This is a genomic window from Streptomyces sp. NPDC002276 (assembly GCF_053891435.1).
In genome coordinates this window covers 1-18943 of record NZ_JBSFCQ010000018.1, presented here as the reverse complement: position 1 = coordinate 18943, position 18943 = coordinate 1, and the positions used below count along the sequence as shown (strand labels likewise).

Here is an 18943-nt window from a genome sequence, read left to right as displayed (position 1 = left end):
TCGCGCGGTCACGACGCGCTGGTCACGAAGCCGTCCCTGACCTTGTCGAAGACGGGACGGTAGGTGTCCCACTTCGCGTCCGGGGCCGAGAGGTAGATGTCGTACTCTCGGTCGCCCTCCTTGCCGAAGCCGAGGTCGATGGCGCGGAACACCCGGACCCGGCCCTGGAAGGTGAACTCCCAGATCGCGGCGGGCTGTTCGCGGAACGTGGTCTGCTGCATGCGGAGCCTGCGATAGGTGGGGTAGTTGACCTTGGTGTTCGCCTCGATGTCCGCGAAGTGCGTGCTCGGGTTCGGGCCCGCCGGGTCCACGACACCGATGGTGAGCCCGGCGAGACCCGTCTCGTCGGTGTAGGTGACGCTCTCCGCCGACCGCTTGCCTGCCTTCCAGTCGTCCGGCACCGGGAAGGAGACACCCAACTGCCGGTCCCGTACGAGGTGGTAGCCGTCCGGGACGGGGGACGCGGAGGTCGTGGTGGTGGGCCGGGTCGTCGCGTGCCCCGGTGGCGATGTCGATGTCCCGTGCAGCACGAACGCCGTGGCCGCCGCGGCGAGGGCGAGCACCCCGGCGACGATCCCCGTGCGGCCCCGGCGGCGCCCGCGACCTGTGTCCCCTGTCGGCTCCACGGTCGTCAACTCGGGTGCGGGCGGCGGCAGTTCGGCCGTCGCCTCGCCCCACCACGCGGTCTGTAGGGCGCGCTCGGTCTGCTGTGCCGTCGGCCGTTCGTCGGGCTCCTTGATCAGGAGCGCCTCGATCAGCGGCTCCAGGGGTCCGGCCTGCTTCATGGGTTCGAGGGGGTCGACGGCGATGGCGTAGGCGGTCTCCATCGCGGTGGCCCGGCGGAACGGCGGGCGGCCCTCGACGGCCTGATAGAGGGTGGCGCCCAGGGCCCACAGGTCGGAGGCGGTGCCGGGGGTGAGGCCGCGGATCCGCTCCGGGGCCATGTAGTGGATGGAGCCGACCATCTCGCCGGTCTTCGTCAGGGTCGACGCCCCGTCGGTCATGGCGATGCCGAAGTCGGTGAGGACGGTGCGGTCGCCGGTGCCGAGCAGCACGTTGCCGGGCTTGACGTCGCGGTGCAGTACGCCGGCGGCGTGGGCCGCGCGCAGGGCGGCGACCGTGTCCAGGCCGATGCGGGCGGCCTCCTCGTGCGGGAGGGTCCGGCCGTCCTTGAGGAGGTCGGCGAGCGTGGGGCCGGGGACGTACTCCATGACGATGCAGGGGCGGCCGTCGTCGTCGACGACGTCATGGACGACGATCACGTTCGGGTGCTGGATCCGGGCGGCGCTGCGGGCCTCGCGGCGGGTGCGCTCGTAGAGGGTGGCGAGTTCGTCGGCGGCGAGTTCCGGCCGTGCGTGGAGCCGCTTGATCGCGACCCGGCGGCCGAGGACCTCGTCGTCGGCGCGCCAGACGGTGCCCATGCCGCCGCGGCCGATCTGCTCGGTCAGCCGGTAGCGCCCGGCGATGCGACGCCCTTCGTCCGACACGGTGTCCTCCGCCGGTTCTGTCCCTGTTCGATTCGCCTGGTCACCATAACCGGCTCTTGTCCCGGATCGTGTGGGGCGGATCACTGCGCCCCGGCGGACCGGAGAGCCGCTCACCTCGACTGGAGGGTGGAGAGGGCCTAGTACCCCGGTACTAGTCACCGCGGCCGTTTTCACTTCCCCGGTGCTGCGGAGGGGAGGAAAGGCGCTCCTAGCGTGAAGTCGTGGGCCGCGAAGGCCCTCCTTTTCTCGCGAACAGCTTTCGATCCTCTTTCTCTCGAACCTGGTGGGAGTACTCCGTGGCCACCTTCCTCTACCGCCTTGGCCGGTTCTCGTTCCGGCGCCGACGGCTCGTCCTGATGCTGTGGATCGCCGTCCTGGCGGCCGTCGGTATCGGCGCGGCGAGCGTGTCGTCGAACTCGTCCGACAGCTTCACCCTGCCCGGCACGCAGTCGCAGAAGGCGATCGACCTGCTGGGCAAGGAGTTCCCGCAGGCCTCGGCCGCCGGCGCCACCGCCCGCGTGGTGTTCGAGGCGCCCGACGGACAGCAGTTGAAGTCCGGCGCCAACAAGACCGAGGTCGAGTCGCTGATCGCCGACCTCAAGAAGGCGCCCCAGGTCGCGAACGTCAGCGACCCGTACCAGAGCGGCCTGATCAGCGGGTCCGGCACCATCACCTACGCCCAGGTCACCTACAAGGTCGGACAGGCCGACGTCACCGACGCGGCCCGCGACGCCCTGCACTCCGTGGCCGACCGGGGCGAGAAGGCCGGGCTCGCGGTCAGCCTGGGCGGCAACGCCGTACAGGAGAAGGCGGGCGGCGGCGCGGCCGAACTGATCGGTCTGCTGATCGCCGCCGTGGCGCTGGTCATCACGTTCGGGTCGATGCTCGCGGCCGGGCTGCCGCTGCTGACGGCGATCTTCGGGGTCGGGGCGGCGGTGGCCGCCATCACGGTCGCGAGCGCGTTCTTCGACCTCAGCTCGGCCGCCACCACACTGGCGCTGATGCTCGGTCTCGCGGTGGCCATCGACTACGCCCTGTTCATCGTCTCCCGCTACCGCAGCGAGATCCGGGACGGGCACGAACCGGAGGAGGCCGCAGGGCGCGCGCTCGGCACCGCCGGTTCCGCGGTGGTGTTCGCCGGACTCACCGTCGTCATCGCCCTGGTCGGTCTGAGCATCATCGGCATCAGCATGCTGACCACGATGGGGCTGGGCGCAGCCTTCTCGGTCGTCGTCGCCGTACTGATCGCACTGACCCTGCTGCCCGCGATGCTGGGCTTCGCCGGGATGCGGATCATGGGCGGCCGGTTCACCAGCCGCCGGATGCGCGCCCTCCAGGAGCGCGGCGAGGGCGAGACGACGGGCGTGCGCTGGGCCCGGTTCGTGACCCGCAACCCGGTGAAGATGCTGCTCGTCTCGGTCGTCGGGCTCGGCGTCCTGGCCATCCCCGCCCTGTCGATGCGGCTGTCCCTGCCCGACGACAGCATGTCCGCCCCCGGCACCAGCGAGCGCATCGCCTACGACACCATCACCAAGGGCTTCGGGGACGGCTACAACGGCCCGCTCACGGTGGTCGTCGACGGTCGTGGCAGCAGCGACGCCAAGACGGCCGCGCAGGACACGGTCACCGAACTGGGCAAGCTGTCGGACGTCGCCGCCGTACGCCCCGCAGTGTTCAACCAGAGCGGTGACGTGGCCCTGATCTCCGTCGTACCGAAGAGCTCCCCCAGCAGCCAGGACACCGTCGACCTGGTCTCCCAGATCCGCGACCGGGGCCCGGCGCTGAAGTCCGACACCGGTTCCGAGCTGATGGTGACCGGCACGACCGCCCTGAACATCGACGTGTCCAGCAAGCTCAGCAGCGCCCTGATCCCCTACCTCGGCGTGGTCGTCGGCCTGGCCCTGGTCCTGCTGCTCCTGGTGTTCCGCTCGATCCTGGTCCCGCTCAAGGCCGCCCTCGGCTTCCTGCTCAGCGTGGTCGCCACGCTCGGTGTGGTGGTCGCGGTGTTCCAGTGGGGCTGGCTGGCCGACCTGTTCGGCGTCGACCAGACCTCGCCGATCGTGAGCGTGCTGCCGATCTTCATGATCGGCGTGGTGTTCGGACTCGCCATGGACTACGAGGTGTTCCTGGTGACCCGGATGCGTGAGGCGTACGTCCACGGGGCCGAGCCCACCGAGGCCGTGATCGCGGGCTTCCGGCACAGCGCCCGGGTGGTCACGGCCGCCGCGGTCATCATGATCTCGGTGTTCGCCGGGTTCCTGCTGGACGACGTGGCGCTGATCAAGTCGATCGGTCTGGGCCTCGCCTCCGCCGTCCTCTTCGACGCGTTCGTCGTCCGCATGACGCTCGTACCGGCGGTCATGACCCTGCTCGGCCGCCGCGCCTGGGCACTGCCCGGCCGGCTCGACCGGATCCTGCCCAACGTGGACGTCGAGGGCGAACGGCTGCGCCACCTGCTGGCCGAGACCCCGGACGACGCCTCCGGCAGCCCGGACCGCGCACCCGTGTCGCCCGTCACCACCGGGAAGCGCTGAGGCGGCGGCCGTACGATCCACACCAGGACGCCGGTCCGGGCCCGCCCCGGCCGCACCGTCCCCGCCCGCCGGTCCCCTCCCCCCGGGACCGGCGGGCGGCCCGCCTGCACCATGGAGGGTGTATCCCGTGACCTCACCACCGATGACGGCCCGGTCTCTCATGCCGGAGAGCCTGATGGGAGGGGCCCGGCTGGGCGACTCCGAGTACCGCGCGGTCGTCGGGCTGCTCACCTGGCTGGGGCGGGTGCGGCAGGCCGACACGGCCCATCCGCGGGTCAGGCTGTGGGGAGTGCCCGCCTGCTACGCGCTGGCGGGGATCCCGGGCCTGATGCGGGCCGCCCACGACTCCGTCCCCGCGTTCGTGCTGATGCTGGCGGTGACCGCGGGGTTCACCGTGCCGCTGCTGTGGCGGAGGCAGCGGCCGGTGCTGGTGTTCGTCTCCCTGGTCGTCCTCTCGGAGATGTGCCTCGCCCTGAGGGTGGACTCCGGTTCGAGCGCGACCCAGCTGGTGGCCCTGCTCAACCTGGGGCGCTTCGGCTCTCCGAGCCAGCTGGCCGTCGGCGTCGTGTACAACCTCCTCCAGACTTTTGTGTCGATCGCCTTCTTCGACGGCCTCAAGGGGTCGGACAAGCAGGCCAGTACCCCGGTACTCGTGTTCCTGGCCGTGGTCGCCATCCTGTCGATGGCCGCGCTCGGCCTGGCCGGGAAACTCGTGAACGCCTACATCGAGGCCCTCAAGGAACACGCCGTCCGTCTTGAGGTGGAGCGCGACCAGCGGGCCCGGCTGGCCGCCGCCGGTGAACGCGCCCGCGTGGCAAGGGAGATGCACGACATCCTCGGCCACACCCTCGCCGTGATCGTCGGCCTGGCGGGCGGCGCCGCCGGACTCGCCGAGAGCAAACCCAAGCGGGGCGCGGACACTTTGCGGATCATCGCGGAGAGCGGGCGCGGCGCCCTGGCCGAACTGCGCAGACTGCTCTCCGTCATCCACGACGACGAACCCGACGACACCCCGTTCGCGCCCCAGCCGGGACTCTCCGACCTCGGCCCTCTGATGGAGCGGGTCCGGGCCGCGGGCCCCGCCGCCATCCTGCGTCTCAAGGGCGAACTCACCGGTCTCCCCCAGGGACTTCAGCTCACCGTCTACCGCATCGTGCAGGAAGCCCTCACCAACACGCTCAAGCACGCGGCACCGGACACGACCGTCGAGGTCACGGTCGCGGCCGACTCCGAAGCCGTGCACCTCACCGTCGAGGACACCGGCCCGCGACTGACCCCCGGCACCGACGAGCAGGGCAAGGGCCTGGTCGGCATGCGCGAACGGGCCGCGCTCTACGGCGGACAGGTCGCCGCGGGCCCCAACTCCCGTGGCGGCTGGACCGTCCGCGGTCTCCTCCTGCCCACCTCGACCGCCCCCGACCTCATGGAGAAGCACCCGGCATGACCACCGTCCTCATCGTCGACGACCAGGCATTGCAGCGCCTCGGCTTCAGCATGCTCATCGAGCAGTACCCCGACCTGAGCACCGTCGGCGAGGCCACGCACGGAGTCGAGGCGGTCCGGCTGACGGCCGAACTCCGCCCCGACGTGGTCCTGATGGACGTACGGATGCCCGGTATGGACGGCATCGAGGCCACCCGCCGGATCGTGCGGTCCGGGGGCCGCTCCCGCGTCCTCGTCCTGACCACCTTCGACCTCGACGAGTACGCGTACGCCGCGTTGCGCGCCGGGGCCAGCGGTTTCCTCCTCAAGGACGCGCTGCCCGAGGAACTGGTCGCGGGCATCCGTGCGGTGGCCGCCGGGGACGCGGTCATCTCCCCCGGCCTGACCCGCAAGCTCATCGACGCCTTCGGCGACCGGATGCCCGGCCGCACCCCCGAGCAGGACCGCCGCCTCGACACCCTCACCGACCGCGAGCGTGAGGTCCTCACCGTCATGGCCTCGGGCTGGAGCAACACCGAGATCGCCGAACGCCTCTGCCTCGCCGAGTCCACCGTCAAGTCCCACGTCAGCCGCATCCTCGCCAAGATCGGCGCCCGGGACCGGGTCCAGGCGGTGATCTTCGCGTACGACGCGGGGCTGGTACGGCCGGCCTGAGTTCTGGTCCTCAGCCCGTCGGCGCGGTGACGAACTTGCCGAGGAGCGCGGTGAGTTCGGCCGGTTTCTCCACGGGCAGTTCATGACCGCAGTCGACGATCCGGACGACCGCGTCGGGGTAGGCGTTCGCCATCCGCAGCATCTGGGAGAGCGGCAGCTGGATGTCGTGGTAGCCGTGCGCGATGAGCGTGGGCGCGGTGATCTCGTGCACCCGGTCCAGGACGTCGAACGCGCGCATCGCGCCGTAGCAGGTCATGACGACCTCGCGGGGCGTGGCCGCGGAGGCCTCGATGTACTGGCGGATCTTGTCCTTGGGGTAGCCGGGGGCGAAGGCGCGCTGGATGTTGGCGGCGACGAACAGCTTGAACGGCAGCAGCGTGGACACCGCCAGCAGTACACCGCGCGCCCAGCTGTACGTCATGCGGCTGATCGAGTCGACCAGCACCATCCGCTCGACCCGCTCGGGATGGGCGAGGGCCAGGGTCTGCGCGATCATCCCGCCCATGGAGTGCCCGACCGGCACGAACCGCTCGACCTCCAGGTGGTCGAGCAGCGCGACGACGTCCGCGGCCAACGCGTCGACGGTCCGCGACCCCGCCCCCGTGCTCTCCCCGTGCCCCCTCAAGTCGAGCCGTACGACGCGCCGTTCGGCCGCGAAGTGCGCGAACTGGTCGTCCCAGCGGTGCCGGTTGGCCGTCCAGCCGTGAATGAACACCAGCGGCGCGTCGGCTCCGTCGCGGGGGCCTTCGTCGTCGTACACGAGTACCGCGCCGTCGAGTTCGAGTTTCGGCATGGACCTCTCCTGGAGTGCGGCAGCCAGCGACACGGTCGTTGACCGGGGTGATCCGGATCTTGCCCTGAACACAAGGGAGTTGCCGTCCCCGGCCGTGATCCGCAACGAGATCGAGATCGACGAGGGAGCAGGCACGAACAGGCGTACCGCAGACTTCTCGGGTGATCGTTGTACAGCCCGTCCTGGAAACGCGCGCCCGTGCCGGCTTCGCCCTCTGGCCCGTCGCCGAGTCCGTGCCCTACGGCTTTCTGCCGCTGCACGGCGGGCTCACTCCGGCGGAGGTGGGCGCGGCGGTGACGCATATCGCCGACGGCAACACCGCCGCGCCCGAGAGCGACACCGACCCGCTCGGCACCTTCCTGCACGGACTGCTCACCATGGACGGCCTCTTCGCGTCCGGCGGCCTGCGGATCACGGACACGACGACCGGTACGACGCTGCTGCCCGGCTGCTGCAACGGGCTGGACGAGCGCCGCGACTGGTGGGAGGTCGTCGACGGCGACGGCTGGGCTTCCTTCGGGCACGATCCCTCGCCCGTCGCCGAACGCCACGGCGACGTCGTCCGGTTGACCGTCGACGCCGAGGACGACGGCAGCCCGGTGATCGAACTGCCCGTCGCCGAGCTGCGCGGCCTGCTCGCCGGCGCGGAGCGCGATCTCGCCGACTTCCTCCAACTGGCCGCCGTCTGGGCCCCTTTGCACCTGTCGGGATACGCCGTCCCCGTCGTCCGGGCCCTCGGCCGCGCGCTGGACCTGCCTGCTGCCGTGCCACCGCCGAACCTCTAGGGCGTGTTCAGGCCGCCTCGGTCGCGATCTGTTCGGGTGCCGTCAGTACGGCTGTGGCGTCGGTCAGGTGGAGGACGAGGTCGGCCAGGGCGGCCAGCCGTCGGTCGTGGGTGATGAGGAAGGTCGTACGGCCGGCGGAGAGGTGGCGGAGGGGCGCCATGATGCGGGCGGTCGCCGCGTCGTCGAGGCCGGTCGTGGGTTCGTCGAGGACGAGTACGGGGGCGGTGCGCAGCATGGCGCGGGCCAGGGCGATCCTGCGGCGCTGGCCGCCGGAGAGGTTGTTGCCGTGCTTGCCGACCGGGGTGTCGTAGCCCTCGGGCAGCGCGCTGACGAATCCGTGCGCGTCGGCCGCGACGGCGGCGGCGAGCACCTCGCTGTCGGCGGCGTCCGGACGGCCGTAGACGATGTTCGCGCGGACCGTGTCGTCGAACAGCATGCTGTCCTGCGGGAGCAGGGTGATGTGGCGGCGCACCTCGTCCACCGGGAGTTCGGCGATGTCCCGGCCGTCGAGGAGGATGCGGCCCCGGGTGGGTTCGTGGAAGCGGAGGAGGAGTTTGCCGAGGGTGGACTTACCGGCGCCGCTGGGGCCGGTGACGGCGACCAACAGGCCCGGGGGGATGTCGAGTTGGACGTGGTCGAGGACAGGGCCCGGCGCGCCGGGGTAGGAGAAGCCGACGTCCTGGAAGGTGACGGCGCCGCGTACGGGTTCGGGGAGTGGGCGCGCGTCGGGGCGGGAGGTGGGTTCGGGGGTGGTGCGCAGGACCTCGATCAGGCGCTCGCAGGCGGCGGTGGCCGTCGAGGCGCCGACGAGGAGTTCGCCGAGTTCCTGGAGCCTCGGGTGGAGGTAGCTGAGGAAAGCAGCGAAGGAGAGCAGGCCGCCCACGGTGAGGTGGTGTTCGGAGATCTGCCACGCCCCGGCGCCGATCACCGCCAACACGCTGAGCGTTTCGAGGAGTTCGCCCAGCGGGCCGTACACGGAGGACAGCCGGATCTGGCGGAGCCCGGCCCGCATCCAGGTGCGTCCTTCGCGGTGCACCTTGCTGCTCTCCGCGCGCTGACGGCCGTAGGCCTGCACGAGCGGCATGTTGGCGAGGCTCTCCTCCAGGAGGGAGGCGAGGCGTCCGTTGCTGTCGCGTTCCGCGCGGGTGGCGCTGCGCATGAGGGTGCCGAAGACGCGGGCGCCGAGCCAGATCAGCGGGGCGGCGCCGAGGGTGATGAGCGCCAGTTGCCAGCTGGTGCGGAACGCGGCGGCGGCGAAGACCAGAGCGCCCGCGGCTGACGTGATCAGCTCGACGGGGGCGGAGGCGACCAGGGTCTCCACGACCTCGATGTCGCCGGTGAGGCGGGTGACCAGGTCGCCGGTACCGTAGCGGTCGAGGGTGTCCGGCGGGATGCGCTGGAGGTGTTCGAAGACGTGGTCGCGCAGGCCCAGGAGGAAGTGTTCGCTGGTCCAGCCGGAGAGGTAGCTGCCCGCGGCTGAGGCCGCGGCGCCCGCCACGGCGAAGCTCAGCCAGAGCGTGGCCGGGCCCCAGAAGGCGTCGAGGTCGCCGGGGGCGAGGACGTCGTCGGTGAGGCAGCCCGCGATGGCGATCGCGACGGCGTCGGCGGCGGACGCGGCGATGAGGAGCAGGGCCGAGGAGAGGACGGCGAGGCGGTTGCCGCGGACCAGGGGCCAGAAGGTGCGGAAGGCGGCGAGCGGGGAGACGCGGGCGTGCCGCATACGGGACGGGTGGTGTTCCGCTGCCGCCGTCCAGTCCCAAGGCGTGCCGGGGTCCATGTCAGGCGGACGGGCGGACCCCGGCACAGCCGTCACTTGCCGTGCTTCTTGTGCTTGCGGTGGTGCTTCTTCTCGTGGTGCTTGTGATGCGCCTCCTTGGCGCACTCCTTCTTCTTGGCCTTCTTGGCCAGGGTGATCTTCGCGAAGGACACGTCGTTCCCCTTTCTCGGAGTTGGCAACCGGTAGTACGGGGGCGGTAGTTGGCGAACTCAGGAAGGGAGGTGAGGGTTGGATGATGTTCCCTTACCGAGTCACTTACCCGGCTGACCCATGCCCTGCGAACGCCGGTCCCGAAGTTACGGATGCGTTCCGGACTCTTGACGACAGCCTTATGACTGCGTAGACATGACAGCGCAGACATGACTGCGCAGCCAGACGGAGAAACCGGCCATCGGGAGACACCATGACGCGAGGGACAGCGCGGAGCGGGAACACCGCGGCTCCGCGCAGCGTGGACGTCGCGCGCCTGGCCGGGGTCTCGCAGAAGACGGTCTCGCGGGTCTTCAACGACGAGCAGTACGTCTCCGCCGACGTCCGCCGGCGCGTTCTCCAAGCCGCCGAAGAACTCGGCTACCGGCGCAACAACGCCGCCCGGGCACTGGCCTCCGGACGCACCCGCTCGATCGGCGTGGTGACGCTGGGGACGGCCCTGTACGGTCCGGCCTCGCTGCTCATGGGGGTCGAGCGGGTCGTCCGGGACACCGGCTACGCGCTGCGCGTGGTCAACACGATGGAAGGCGACCCGGCGGGCATGGCCGGTGCCGTGGACTCGCTCCTCGATCAGGGCGTGGACGGCATCGTCATCTCCGAGCCGATCGAAGAGGAGGGCATCCCCCGGGACGACGGAAGTGCCGCTCCCCGTCTGAACGTTCCGATCCTGGTCCTCGGCGCACCCTCGCCGGTCTCCGCACGGCTCGTGCTGACCGCGGGCGACGGCGCCGACCTGATGGCCCACACCGCCACCGAACACCTCCTGGAACTCGGCCATATGACGGTCCATCACCTCGCGGGCCCGCAGCGGTGGTACGCCGCGCGGGACCGTCTCGACGGCTGGCGGGCCACCCTGACCGCGCACGGCAGGGCCGTACCGCCGCCCGTCGAGGGCGACTGGTCGGCCGCGTCCGGGTACCGGGCGGGGCGCGAACTGGCCGAGGACGGTGGGGTCACCGCGGTGTTCGCCGCCAACGACGACATGGCGATCGGACTGATCCGCGCGCTGACGGAGGCCGGACTGCGCGTCCCCGAGGACGTCAGTGTCGTCGGTTTCGACGACATCCCGGTCGCCGCCTATGTGACTCCTCCGCTGACCACGGTGCGTCAGCCGTTCGACGCCGTGGCGCAGGAAGGGCTCAAGCGTCTGGTGCACGCCATCGAGAACCCGAACTCGGTTCCCTTACCGACGAGTCCCCCGCCGGTCGACCTCATCATCCGTACCTCGACCGCGCCGCCGCCCGGCCGGACGACCCCGGCCCGCGGCAGACGTACCGCCGCCCGTACCCGCGTGGGCGCGCGCAGCGCTCCGCTGTCGAACGGAGGCCCGGCCACCCACCAGTGACGACGCCGGCCAGCCCGGACAGCACGAGCGCACGGCCGGTGCGTGACCAGAGGACGAGCCGCAGGTCCCGGTCACGCCCCGTCCCTCCGAACGCCCTTGCCAGGCAAGGGCGTTCCTGAAGCCGACAGACGGCGAGCCGCCTCGCCCCCACCGTCTCCGTCGCCGGCTCACCACCTTCTTCCTCGGCCACGACCGCCCTCTCCGCATCCGGAGAAGTCGTCGGCCCGGTCCACGAGGACGCGTGCCCGACCCCGTCGGCGTCCGCTCCTCGGCCGGCGCGTCCGCGCCCTCCTCCATCACGCCTCCGCACGCCCTTGCCAGGCGTGCCGTCAACTTCGCCACCGGCGGGAGTTCACCATGCCCAGAAACACCTCTTCGTCCACGCCCGGCCCCTTCTCGATGAGCCGTCGCGGCTTCCTCGCCACGACCGGCGCCCTGTCGCTCGGCGTCACCCTCAGCGCCTGCGGCGGCAGCGGCTCCGGCGGCTCGACCACGTCCAGCAAGCCGGTCAGCCAGGCCGACATCGACAAGGCCATGAAGACGCCGACCGAGCTGACGTTCTGGACCTGGGTCCCGAACATCGACAAGGAGGTCGCGCTCTTCGAGAAGAAGTACCCGGCCGTCAAGGTCAAGGTCGTCAACGCCGGTCAGGGCACCCCGCAGTACACCAAGCTGCGCACCGCCCTCAAGGCGAACAGCGGTGCCCCGGACATGGTGCAGATCGAGTACCAGGCCATCCCGACCTTCACCATCACCGACAGCCTCCTGGACCTGCGTCCCTACGGCGCCTCGGCCCTCAAGTCGACGTTCGTGGACTGGACTTGGGGCCAGGTCACCGGCAGTGGCGGCCAGATCTGGGCGATCCCGCAGGACACCGGCCCGATGGGCATGCTGTACCGCAAGGACATCTTCGACAAGCACGGCATCGAAGTCCCCACCACCTGGGACGAGTTCGCCGCCGCGGCCCGCAAGCTGCACAAGGCCGACCCGGACGTCTACCTCACCAACCTCGCCGCCAACCAAGTCGCCGCCTGGCACGGTCTGTTGTGGCAGGCGGGCGCCAAGCCCTACGCGATGTCCGGCAAGAGCGACATCACCATCGGTGTGGACGACGCCGTCTCCCAGAAGCTCGGCGCGTACTGGGGCGGGCTCGCCAAGGACGGAGTCATCGGCGTGGAGCCGGACTTCACCGACTCCTGGTACGCGGCCCTCAACAAGGGCAAGTACGCGACCTGGCTGACCGCCGCCTGGGGCCCGGTCTTCCTCTCCGGCTCCGCCAAGGCCACCGCCGGCAAGTGGCGCGCGGCCCCGCTCCCGCAGTGGGACGCGGCCAAGCCCAGCTCCGGCAACTGGGGCGGCTCCACCACCGCCGTCATCCGGTCCACCAAGAACCCCATCCAGGCGGCGGTGTTCGCGCAGTTCCTCAACACCGACCCGGCCAGCGCCAAGATGTTCGCCACCGAGCAGTTCTTCTTCCCGGCGACCAAGGCCCTGCTCACGGAGGCCGACTTCGTGTCGGACTCCCCGACCTTCTACGGCGGCCAGAAGGTCAACCAGGTCTTCGCCGACATCAGCTCCACGGTCAACTCCTCTTTCCAGTGGCCCCCGTTCCTCGACCAGGCGGCCACCGACTGGACCGAGACCGTCGGCAAGTCCCTCGCCGACAAGACCGACACGGTGCGCGCGCTGGGCAGTTGGCAGACGCGGCTGACCACGTACGCCAAGACCCAGGGCTTCACGGTCCACTCGTCCTGACGGCGCGCCGGGTCCCGCGCGGCGGCGCGGGACCCGCCCCCCGGCACACCCCACCCCTCAGAAAGGCCCGATGATGACTGCCACAACCGCGGCCTCCCCCAAGGGCCGGCGCGGCGGCGCGCGCCGCCGCCGGTCGGCAGGGCCACTGTTCGTCGCACCCTTCATGGCGCTGTTCCTGCTGCTCTTCCTCGCCCCGCTCGGCTACGCCGCCTATCTGAGCCTCTTCCAGGAACGGCTCATCGGCGGAACGGCGTTCGTCGGACTCGACAACTACGTCCGGGCCCTGGGCGACCCCCAGCTCATCCACGGTGTCGTACGCGTCGCCCTGTTCTTCGTGATCCAGGTCCCGTTGATGCTGCTGCTGGCGCTGCTCTTCGCGCTCGCCCTCGACAGCGGGCTGCTGCGGTTCGCCAAGGTGATCCGGCTCGGCATCTTCGTCCCGTACGCCGTGCCGAGCGTGGTCGCCGCACTCATGTGGGGCTACTTGTACGGACCGGACTTCGGCCCGTTCGCCCAGCTGAGCCACGATCTGCACCTGCCGGCCCCGGACTTCCTCAGCGACAGCTGGATGCTCGGCAGCCTGTCGAACATCGTGACCTGGGAGTTCGTCGGCTACAACATGATCATCCTGTACGCCGCGCTGCGCACCGTCCCCGAGGAGCTGTACGAGGCCGCCGCGGTGGACGGGGCGGGCGCCTGGCGCATCGCCTGGTCCATCAAACTGCCCGCCCTGCGGCCCGCGTTGATGCTCACCCTGCTGTTCTCGGTGATCGGCAGCTTCCAACTCTTCAACGAGCCGAAGCTGTTGATGAGCATCGCCCCGGACGTGATCAGCAGTTCCTACACCGCCAACCTCTACGCCTACACGCTCGCGTTCACCGGACAGCAGGTCAACTACGCGGCCACGGTGTCCTTCCTCCTCGGCCTCGTCATCGTGATCGTCTCCTACGCCGTCCTGCTCACCGCCAACCGCAGGAGGACATCATGACGACCACCCTTCCCACGGCCGACCTCGCTCCGTCGGCGAAGCGTGTCCCCGCCACCGCGAGCAAGCGGCGCAGGAAGCGTCACAGCACCCCGCTGACGATCGTCATGCTGGCCGTCCTGGCGTACTTCCTGCTGCCGCTGCTGTGGCTGCTGGTCGCCTCGACCAAGAGCACCCAGGACCTCTTCAACACCTTCGGCCTGTGGTTCTCGCACGCCCCGCAACTGCTGACGAACATCAGGGCCACCTTCGCCCAGGACGACGGCGTCTTCGTACGCTGGCTGCTGAACACGGTCATGTACGCCGGTGTCAGCTCGGTCGGGGCCGCGCTGCTCGCGGCGGCCGGCGGCTACGGGTTCGCCAAGTTCCGCTTCCGCGGCGACCGGGTGGCGTTCAACCTCGTCGTGGGCGCCGTGATGGTCCCGGCCACCGCGCTGGCGATCCCGACCTATCTGCTGTTCGCCAAGGCGGGCCTGGTCAACACCCCTTGGGCCGTCATCCTGCCGTCCCTGGTCAACCCGTTCGGCCTGTATCTGATGCGGGTGTACGCCGAGGACGCCGTACCCGACAGCATCCTGGAGGCCGCCCGGATCGACGGCGCCGGCGAGGCGCGGATCTTCTTCCGGATCGTGCTCAGGCTGCTCGGTCCTGGTCTGGTGACCGTCCTGCTGTTCACGCTGGTGGCGACCTGGAACAACTACTTCCTGCCGCTGATCATGCTGAACAACCCGAACCTGTACCCGGTCACCGTCGGCCTCTCCTCGTGGGCCGCGCAGGCCCAGAACGGCGGGGCGGGCTCCAGCAGCGACATGCTCGCGCTGGTGGTGACCGGCTCCCTGATCTCGATCGTCCCGCTGGTCGTGGCGTTCCTGATGCTCCAGCGGTACTGGCAGAGCGGCCTGGCGTCCGGCGGCGTCAAGCAGTAGCGCGCGTCCGCGTCCCTCGTACCACTTCCCGTTTCCCCGGAGGTTTCCCCCCATGGCGGCTCTGCCTGCCCGCGTCCTGTTCGGTGCCGCGTACTACCACGAGTACACGCCCGCCTACGGCTCCATCGCGCGGCCCGACGAACAGCTCAAGACCGACCTGGACCTGATGGCCGAGGCGCACTTCACCGTGATCCGGGTCGGCGAGTCCGTCTGGTCGACCTGGGAGCCCGAGAACGGTCGGTTCGAACTCGACTGGCTGCAACCGGTGTTGGACGGCGCCCACGAGCGGGGCATCTCCGTCGTCCTCGGCACCCCGACCTACGCCGCCCCGCAGTGGCTGGTCCGCCTGTACCCGGAGATCACCGCCGAGCACGCCACCGGGCAGCGCCTCGGCTGGGGCGCCCGCCAGGAGATCGACTTCACCCACCCGGCGTTCCGTTTCCACGCGGAGCGGATCATCCGCAAGATGGTCGCCCGGTACGCCGACCACCCGGCGGTCATCGGCTGGCAGGTCGACAACGAGCCGGGCCTGCACCTCCTCCACAACAACGGCGTCTTCCAGCGCTTCGTGGACCATCTGCGGGAGAAGTACGGCGACGTCGAGACCCTCAACCGCGAGTGGGGACTGGTCTATTGGTCCCACCGCCTGTCGACCTGGGCCGACCTGTGGACCCCGGACGGCAACGAACAGCCTCAATACGACGTCGCCTGGCGGGAGTTCCAGGCCCGCCAGGTCACCGAGTTCATCGGCTGGCAGGCCGACCTCGTCCGCGAGTACGCCCAGCCGGACCAGTTCGTCACCACCTGCATCTCGTACACCCGCAAGGGAGTTGAGGACGACGAGCTGTCGGACCGCCTCGACATCGCCTCCGGCAACCCGTACTACGACATGCAGGACGGCCTCCTCCTTCCCGACCCCACGCCCGACGACCACGAGCAGCAGTGGAAGACCACCGGGGTGTGGTCGATGTACCAGACGGCCGACTGGATGTTCTCCTCGCGCCAGGAGCCGTTCCTCGTCACCGAGACCAACGCCCAGAGCATCGGCTTCGCTTGGGACAACCGGCCCGGCTACGACGGCCAATGGCGCCAGGCGGCCTGGGCGCATGTCGCGCGCGGGGCGCGGATGATCGAGTACTGGCAGTGGCAGACGCTGCGTTTCGGCGCGGAGACCTACTGGGGCGGAGTCCTCCCGCACAGCGGTCAGCCGGGCCGTACCTATGCCGAAATCGCCCGTCTCGGCGCGGAGTTCAGCGCTGCGGGCCCGCTCGTCGCCGGTCTCGAACCGGACGCGGACATCACGATGGTCTACTCGACGCCGAGCAAGTGGCTGATGCAGAAGTACCCGCCGCTGGCGAACGCCGACGGCGAGCCGGACTCCGCCGCCTACCACCGGTTCTTCGACCCCTTCTACCGCGGCGCCTTCGACGCGGGCCGCCAGGTGCGCATCGTGCACGCCCGCCAGCTGCACGATCCGCGCGGCGAGCGGGACGGGATGACACCGCAGGAGGCCGTAGAACGCCACCCGGTTCTCGTCGCCCCGGCCCTGTATGTCGTCGACGACTCCACGCTCGACTGGCTGGAGGCGTACGCCCACGCCGGCGGCCACCTGGTCCTCGGCCCGCGCACCGGCTACGCCGACCACGAGGCACGGGCCCGCCACGAACCGGCCCCCGGACGGCTGGTCGCGGCGGCGGGCGTGCGGTACGACGAGTTCGGCAACCTCACGCAGGACGTACCGGTGCGCGCGGTGCCCGGCGGCCCGTTCGAGATACCCGCGAACGCCCATGCCACGCGGTGGATCGAGGGCCTCACCGCCGTCGACGCCGAGGTCCTCGCCGCCTACGAGCACCCGCACTACGGCCGCTGGCCCGCGGTGACCACCCGCGGTCACGGCGCGGGCCGGATCACCTGCGTCGGCACGGCACCGGACCGTGACCTCGCCCGGGCACTGGCCGAGTGGCTCTCCCCGGCCGCGAGCAGCGGCTGGCAGGACCTTCCCCCGACCGTCACCGCGACCACCGGGACCGCACCCGACGACCGCCGTGTCCACATCGTCCACAACTGGAGCTGGGAGCCCGCGAGCGTCCCCGCCCCGGCGGACCTCACCGACGCCCTGACCGGCGACGCGGTCGTCACCGGCTCGGCCCTGAACCTCGGCGCCTGGGACGTACGCGTCCTCGTCTCCGACACAGCCAACCGATCGTGAACCAACTCCCCTGAGGAGGGGCCATGCAGAGAAGACGGCTTGGACGAGCCTTCGCAACCTTTGCTGCTACATCCGCGATCCTTGCCATACCCATGGTCAGTGCGCAGGCGTACAACCCGACAGGCGGCACTCTCTACCAACTCGGCAGCGAGGCGTGTCTGAAGGGGCGGGGCAACTGCGCGATCTATCCGAAGTCGGCGGAGCTGCCGAGCGGCCGACTCGTCGCGTCCTTCGAGAAGTCGACGGTCGTGACGGCGTCGGGCAGCGCCGACGGGCAGACCCTCCCGGTGTACAAGAGCGACGACCACGGCACGACCTGGCAGGCGCTGTCGGAGGTCAAGGCTCCGGCGTACCTCTCCAGTGACCCCCAGTACGCGAAGTACACAAGCAACTGGACCAACCCTTACCTCTACACGCTCCCCCAGGACGTCGGGAACCTGAAGCAGGGCACCCTCCTCCTCGCCAGTGTCGTGTCGGGCGACGACTACTACTACAAGGAGCACAAGGCGGCCGACGCGAGCTGGACGCCGACGAACGACGGCGACCGCAAGGACGTGGCGATCGCGCTGTACTCCAGCACCGACGACGGTGCGACCTGGAAGGTCGTCAACGTCGTCGCGACCGGCGGCTGGCAGGGCGGCAGCGCGGGCGCGGTCGGCCAGAACATCGCGGCGGCGAACACCAACAACCAGGTGGACCCCGTCTGGGAGCCCTACCTGATGGTCTACAAGGGCCAGCTCGTCTGCTACTACTCCGACGAGAACGACTACACCAGCTTCGACGCGACCACCGGCGTCGCCACCCTGGACCCCGCCAACGACACCGCGACCGACTCGCACGGCCAGATCCTCGCGCACCGGACCTGGGACGGCACGAGTGCCGCGTGGAGTTCCACCGTCGTCGACATCGCCGGGCTGAACCAGGACATGGGCAGCGGCAAGACGGAGATCGGCGGCGGCCGGCCGGGTATGGCGAACGTGGTCCGCACGGCGGACGGCAAGTGGATGCTGACCTTCGAGTACTGGGGTGGAGGGGCCAACACCAGGTATGTCGTCGCCGACAACCCGCTGAAGTTCTTCCTCGGCTCCGCCACCGGCACAGCCGTCACCTCGCTGCCGCTCGACACAGGCTCGCACGCCCTCGCCACAGGCGGCAGCCCGGTCCTCATCAGGGAGCCCGGCGGACGCCTGGTCTACAACTCGGCGAGCAGCGGCAACGTCTGGGTCAATGACACCGGGCGCAGCGACGGCACCTGGAAGGAGTACCAGACCACCTCGGCGGCCGGCTACAGCCGCAACCTCCAGTACGTCACGAGCACCGGCCGTGTCGTGATCCTCAACAACCAGGGCACCTCCACCCTCAAGTTCGCCGAGGTCGACCTCGGCCACTCCGACGGCGCCTACTACCAGTTGGTGAACCGCAAGACCGACCAAGTGATCGGGACCGGCAACAAGACCAACGACGCGAACATCGGCAACGCGGACGTCCCCGACGTCCGGCTGGAGGCCCCTGGCTCGGCGGCCAACGCCGACACCCAGTACTGGCACGTGACGACCGAGCCGAGCGGCGGCGTGAGCCTGCTGAACAAGGCGGGCGGCCGGGCGGCGGCCATCTGGACCGGCAGCGCCACCGCCGGCCAGAAGATCGGCCAGTGGGTCGACAACAGCAACACGGGCAGCTGGAACCTCGTCAAGACCAGCGACGGGTTCTACAAACTGCAGTCCGTCAAGAACACGAGCCTGTACCTGACCGGCGCGGCCGCCGGAGCGCAACTCACCCTACAGACAGCGCTCACGGACGGCTCGCAGGACTGGGAACTCGTCCAGTAGACCCCTCTTGAGACAGGGCCTGGCCCCATCGGCCAGGCCCGCCAGGGCACATCGAATCACCGATCAGCAGAAGGACGGCCGGTTGTGAACGCACCCCACGAGGACCGCGCGAACCTCGACACCTACGTCGTCGGGGTCGATTACGGCACGCTGTCGGGGCGGGCGGTGGTGGTCCGGGTCGCCGACGGCGCGGAACTGGCCGTCGCCGAGC

The 18943-nt window shown here is 70.2% G+C and carries 13 protein-coding genes; 10 read left to right on the top strand and 3 right to left on the bottom strand.

Translation table 11 applies throughout. From position 1 onward, the window contains the following. Positions 1–8 precede the first annotated feature (8 nt). Positions 9–1487 (bottom strand): serine/threonine-protein kinase, encoded by a 1479-nt coding sequence (locus tag ACWIHT_RS35850; RefSeq protein ID WP_456172502.1) that lies wholly within the window; start codon positions 1485–1487, stop codon positions 9–11. 296 nt (positions 1488–1783) lie between these two features. Here ACWIHT_RS35850 and ACWIHT_RS35845 point away from each other — a divergent pair, with 296 nt between their 5' ends. The 3 genes from ACWIHT_RS35845 to ACWIHT_RS35835 all read left to right on the top strand — a co-directional run bounded on the left by ACWIHT_RS35845 (position 1784) and on the right by ACWIHT_RS35835 (position 6118). Beyond that, complete coding sequence (locus ACWIHT_RS35845) at positions 1784–4021, top strand: MMPL family transporter (protein WP_456172501.1); 2238 nt, start codon at positions 1784–1786, stop codon at positions 4019–4021. 142 nt (positions 4022–4163) lie between these two features. Beyond that, entirely contained in the window at positions 4164–5465 is a 1302-nt protein-coding gene (locus ACWIHT_RS35840; RefSeq protein ID WP_456172750.1) for a sensor histidine kinase, read from the top strand. Then, positions 5462–6118, top strand: coding sequence for a response regulator (locus ACWIHT_RS35835; protein ID WP_456172500.1), 657 nt, complete (start codon positions 5462–5464; stop codon positions 6116–6118). The genes ACWIHT_RS35840 and ACWIHT_RS35835 overlap by 4 nt, the downstream gene beginning before the upstream one ends. Before the next feature lie 10 nt (positions 6119–6128). Here the strand turns inward: ACWIHT_RS35835 and ACWIHT_RS35830 are convergent, their stop codons facing one another. Beyond that, positions 6129–6911, bottom strand: coding sequence for an alpha/beta fold hydrolase (locus tag ACWIHT_RS35830; RefSeq protein ID WP_456172499.1), 783 nt, complete (start codon positions 6909–6911; stop codon positions 6129–6131). Positions 6912–7072: 161 nt separating this feature from the next. Between ACWIHT_RS35830 and ACWIHT_RS35825 the strand changes: the two genes are divergently transcribed. Beyond that, entirely contained in the window at positions 7073–7696 is a 624-nt protein-coding gene (locus ACWIHT_RS35825; RefSeq protein ID WP_456172498.1) for a hypothetical protein, read from the top strand. Positions 7697–7703: 7 nt separating this feature from the next. On the opposite strand, the gene ACWIHT_RS35820 is transcribed toward ACWIHT_RS35825, so the two are convergent. Continuing rightward, positions 7704–9509, bottom strand: a complete 1806-nt coding sequence (locus ACWIHT_RS35820) for an ABC transporter ATP-binding protein (protein WP_456172497.1) — start codon at positions 9507–9509, stop codon at positions 7704–7706. A gap of 367 nt (positions 9510–9876) precedes the next feature. Between ACWIHT_RS35820 and ACWIHT_RS35815 the strand changes: the two genes are divergently transcribed. The 6 genes from ACWIHT_RS35815 (at position 9877) to ACWIHT_RS35790 (ending at position 18732) form a co-directional block, all read left to right on the top strand. Beyond that, the gene (locus tag ACWIHT_RS35815; protein ID WP_456172496.1) at positions 9877–11028 is read left to right on the top strand and encodes a LacI family DNA-binding transcriptional regulator; all 1152 of its coding nucleotides are present in this window, start codon (positions 9877–9879) and stop codon (positions 11026–11028) included. Positions 11029–11385: 357 nt separating this feature from the next. Continuing rightward, entirely contained in the window at positions 11386–12783 is a 1398-nt protein-coding gene (locus ACWIHT_RS35810; RefSeq protein ID WP_456172495.1) for an ABC transporter substrate-binding protein, read from the top strand. Positions 12784–12853: 70 nt separating this feature from the next. Then, positions 12854–13771 carry a carbohydrate ABC transporter permease gene (locus tag ACWIHT_RS35805; protein ID WP_456172494.1) on the top strand — a complete coding sequence of 306 codons (918 nt, stop codon included), beginning with the start codon at positions 12854–12856 and terminating at the stop codon, positions 13769–13771. Continuing rightward, a complete protein-coding gene (locus ACWIHT_RS35800; RefSeq protein WP_456172492.1) occupies positions 13768–14694 on the top strand; it encodes a carbohydrate ABC transporter permease in 927 nt (308 codons plus the stop codon). The genes ACWIHT_RS35805 and ACWIHT_RS35800 overlap by 4 nt, the downstream gene beginning before the upstream one ends. 52 nt (positions 14695–14746) lie before the next feature. Continuing rightward, on the top strand, positions 14747–16903 hold the full coding sequence (locus ACWIHT_RS35795; protein WP_456172491.1) for a beta-galactosidase: 2157 nt from the start codon (positions 14747–14749) through the stop codon (positions 16901–16903). Between the two features lie 23 nt (positions 16904–16926). Beyond that, a complete protein-coding gene (locus ACWIHT_RS35790) occupies positions 16927–18732 on the top strand; it encodes an RICIN domain-containing protein (RefSeq protein ID WP_456172490.1) in 1806 nt (601 codons plus the stop codon). The last annotated feature ends 211 nt before the right edge of the window (positions 18733–18943 follow it).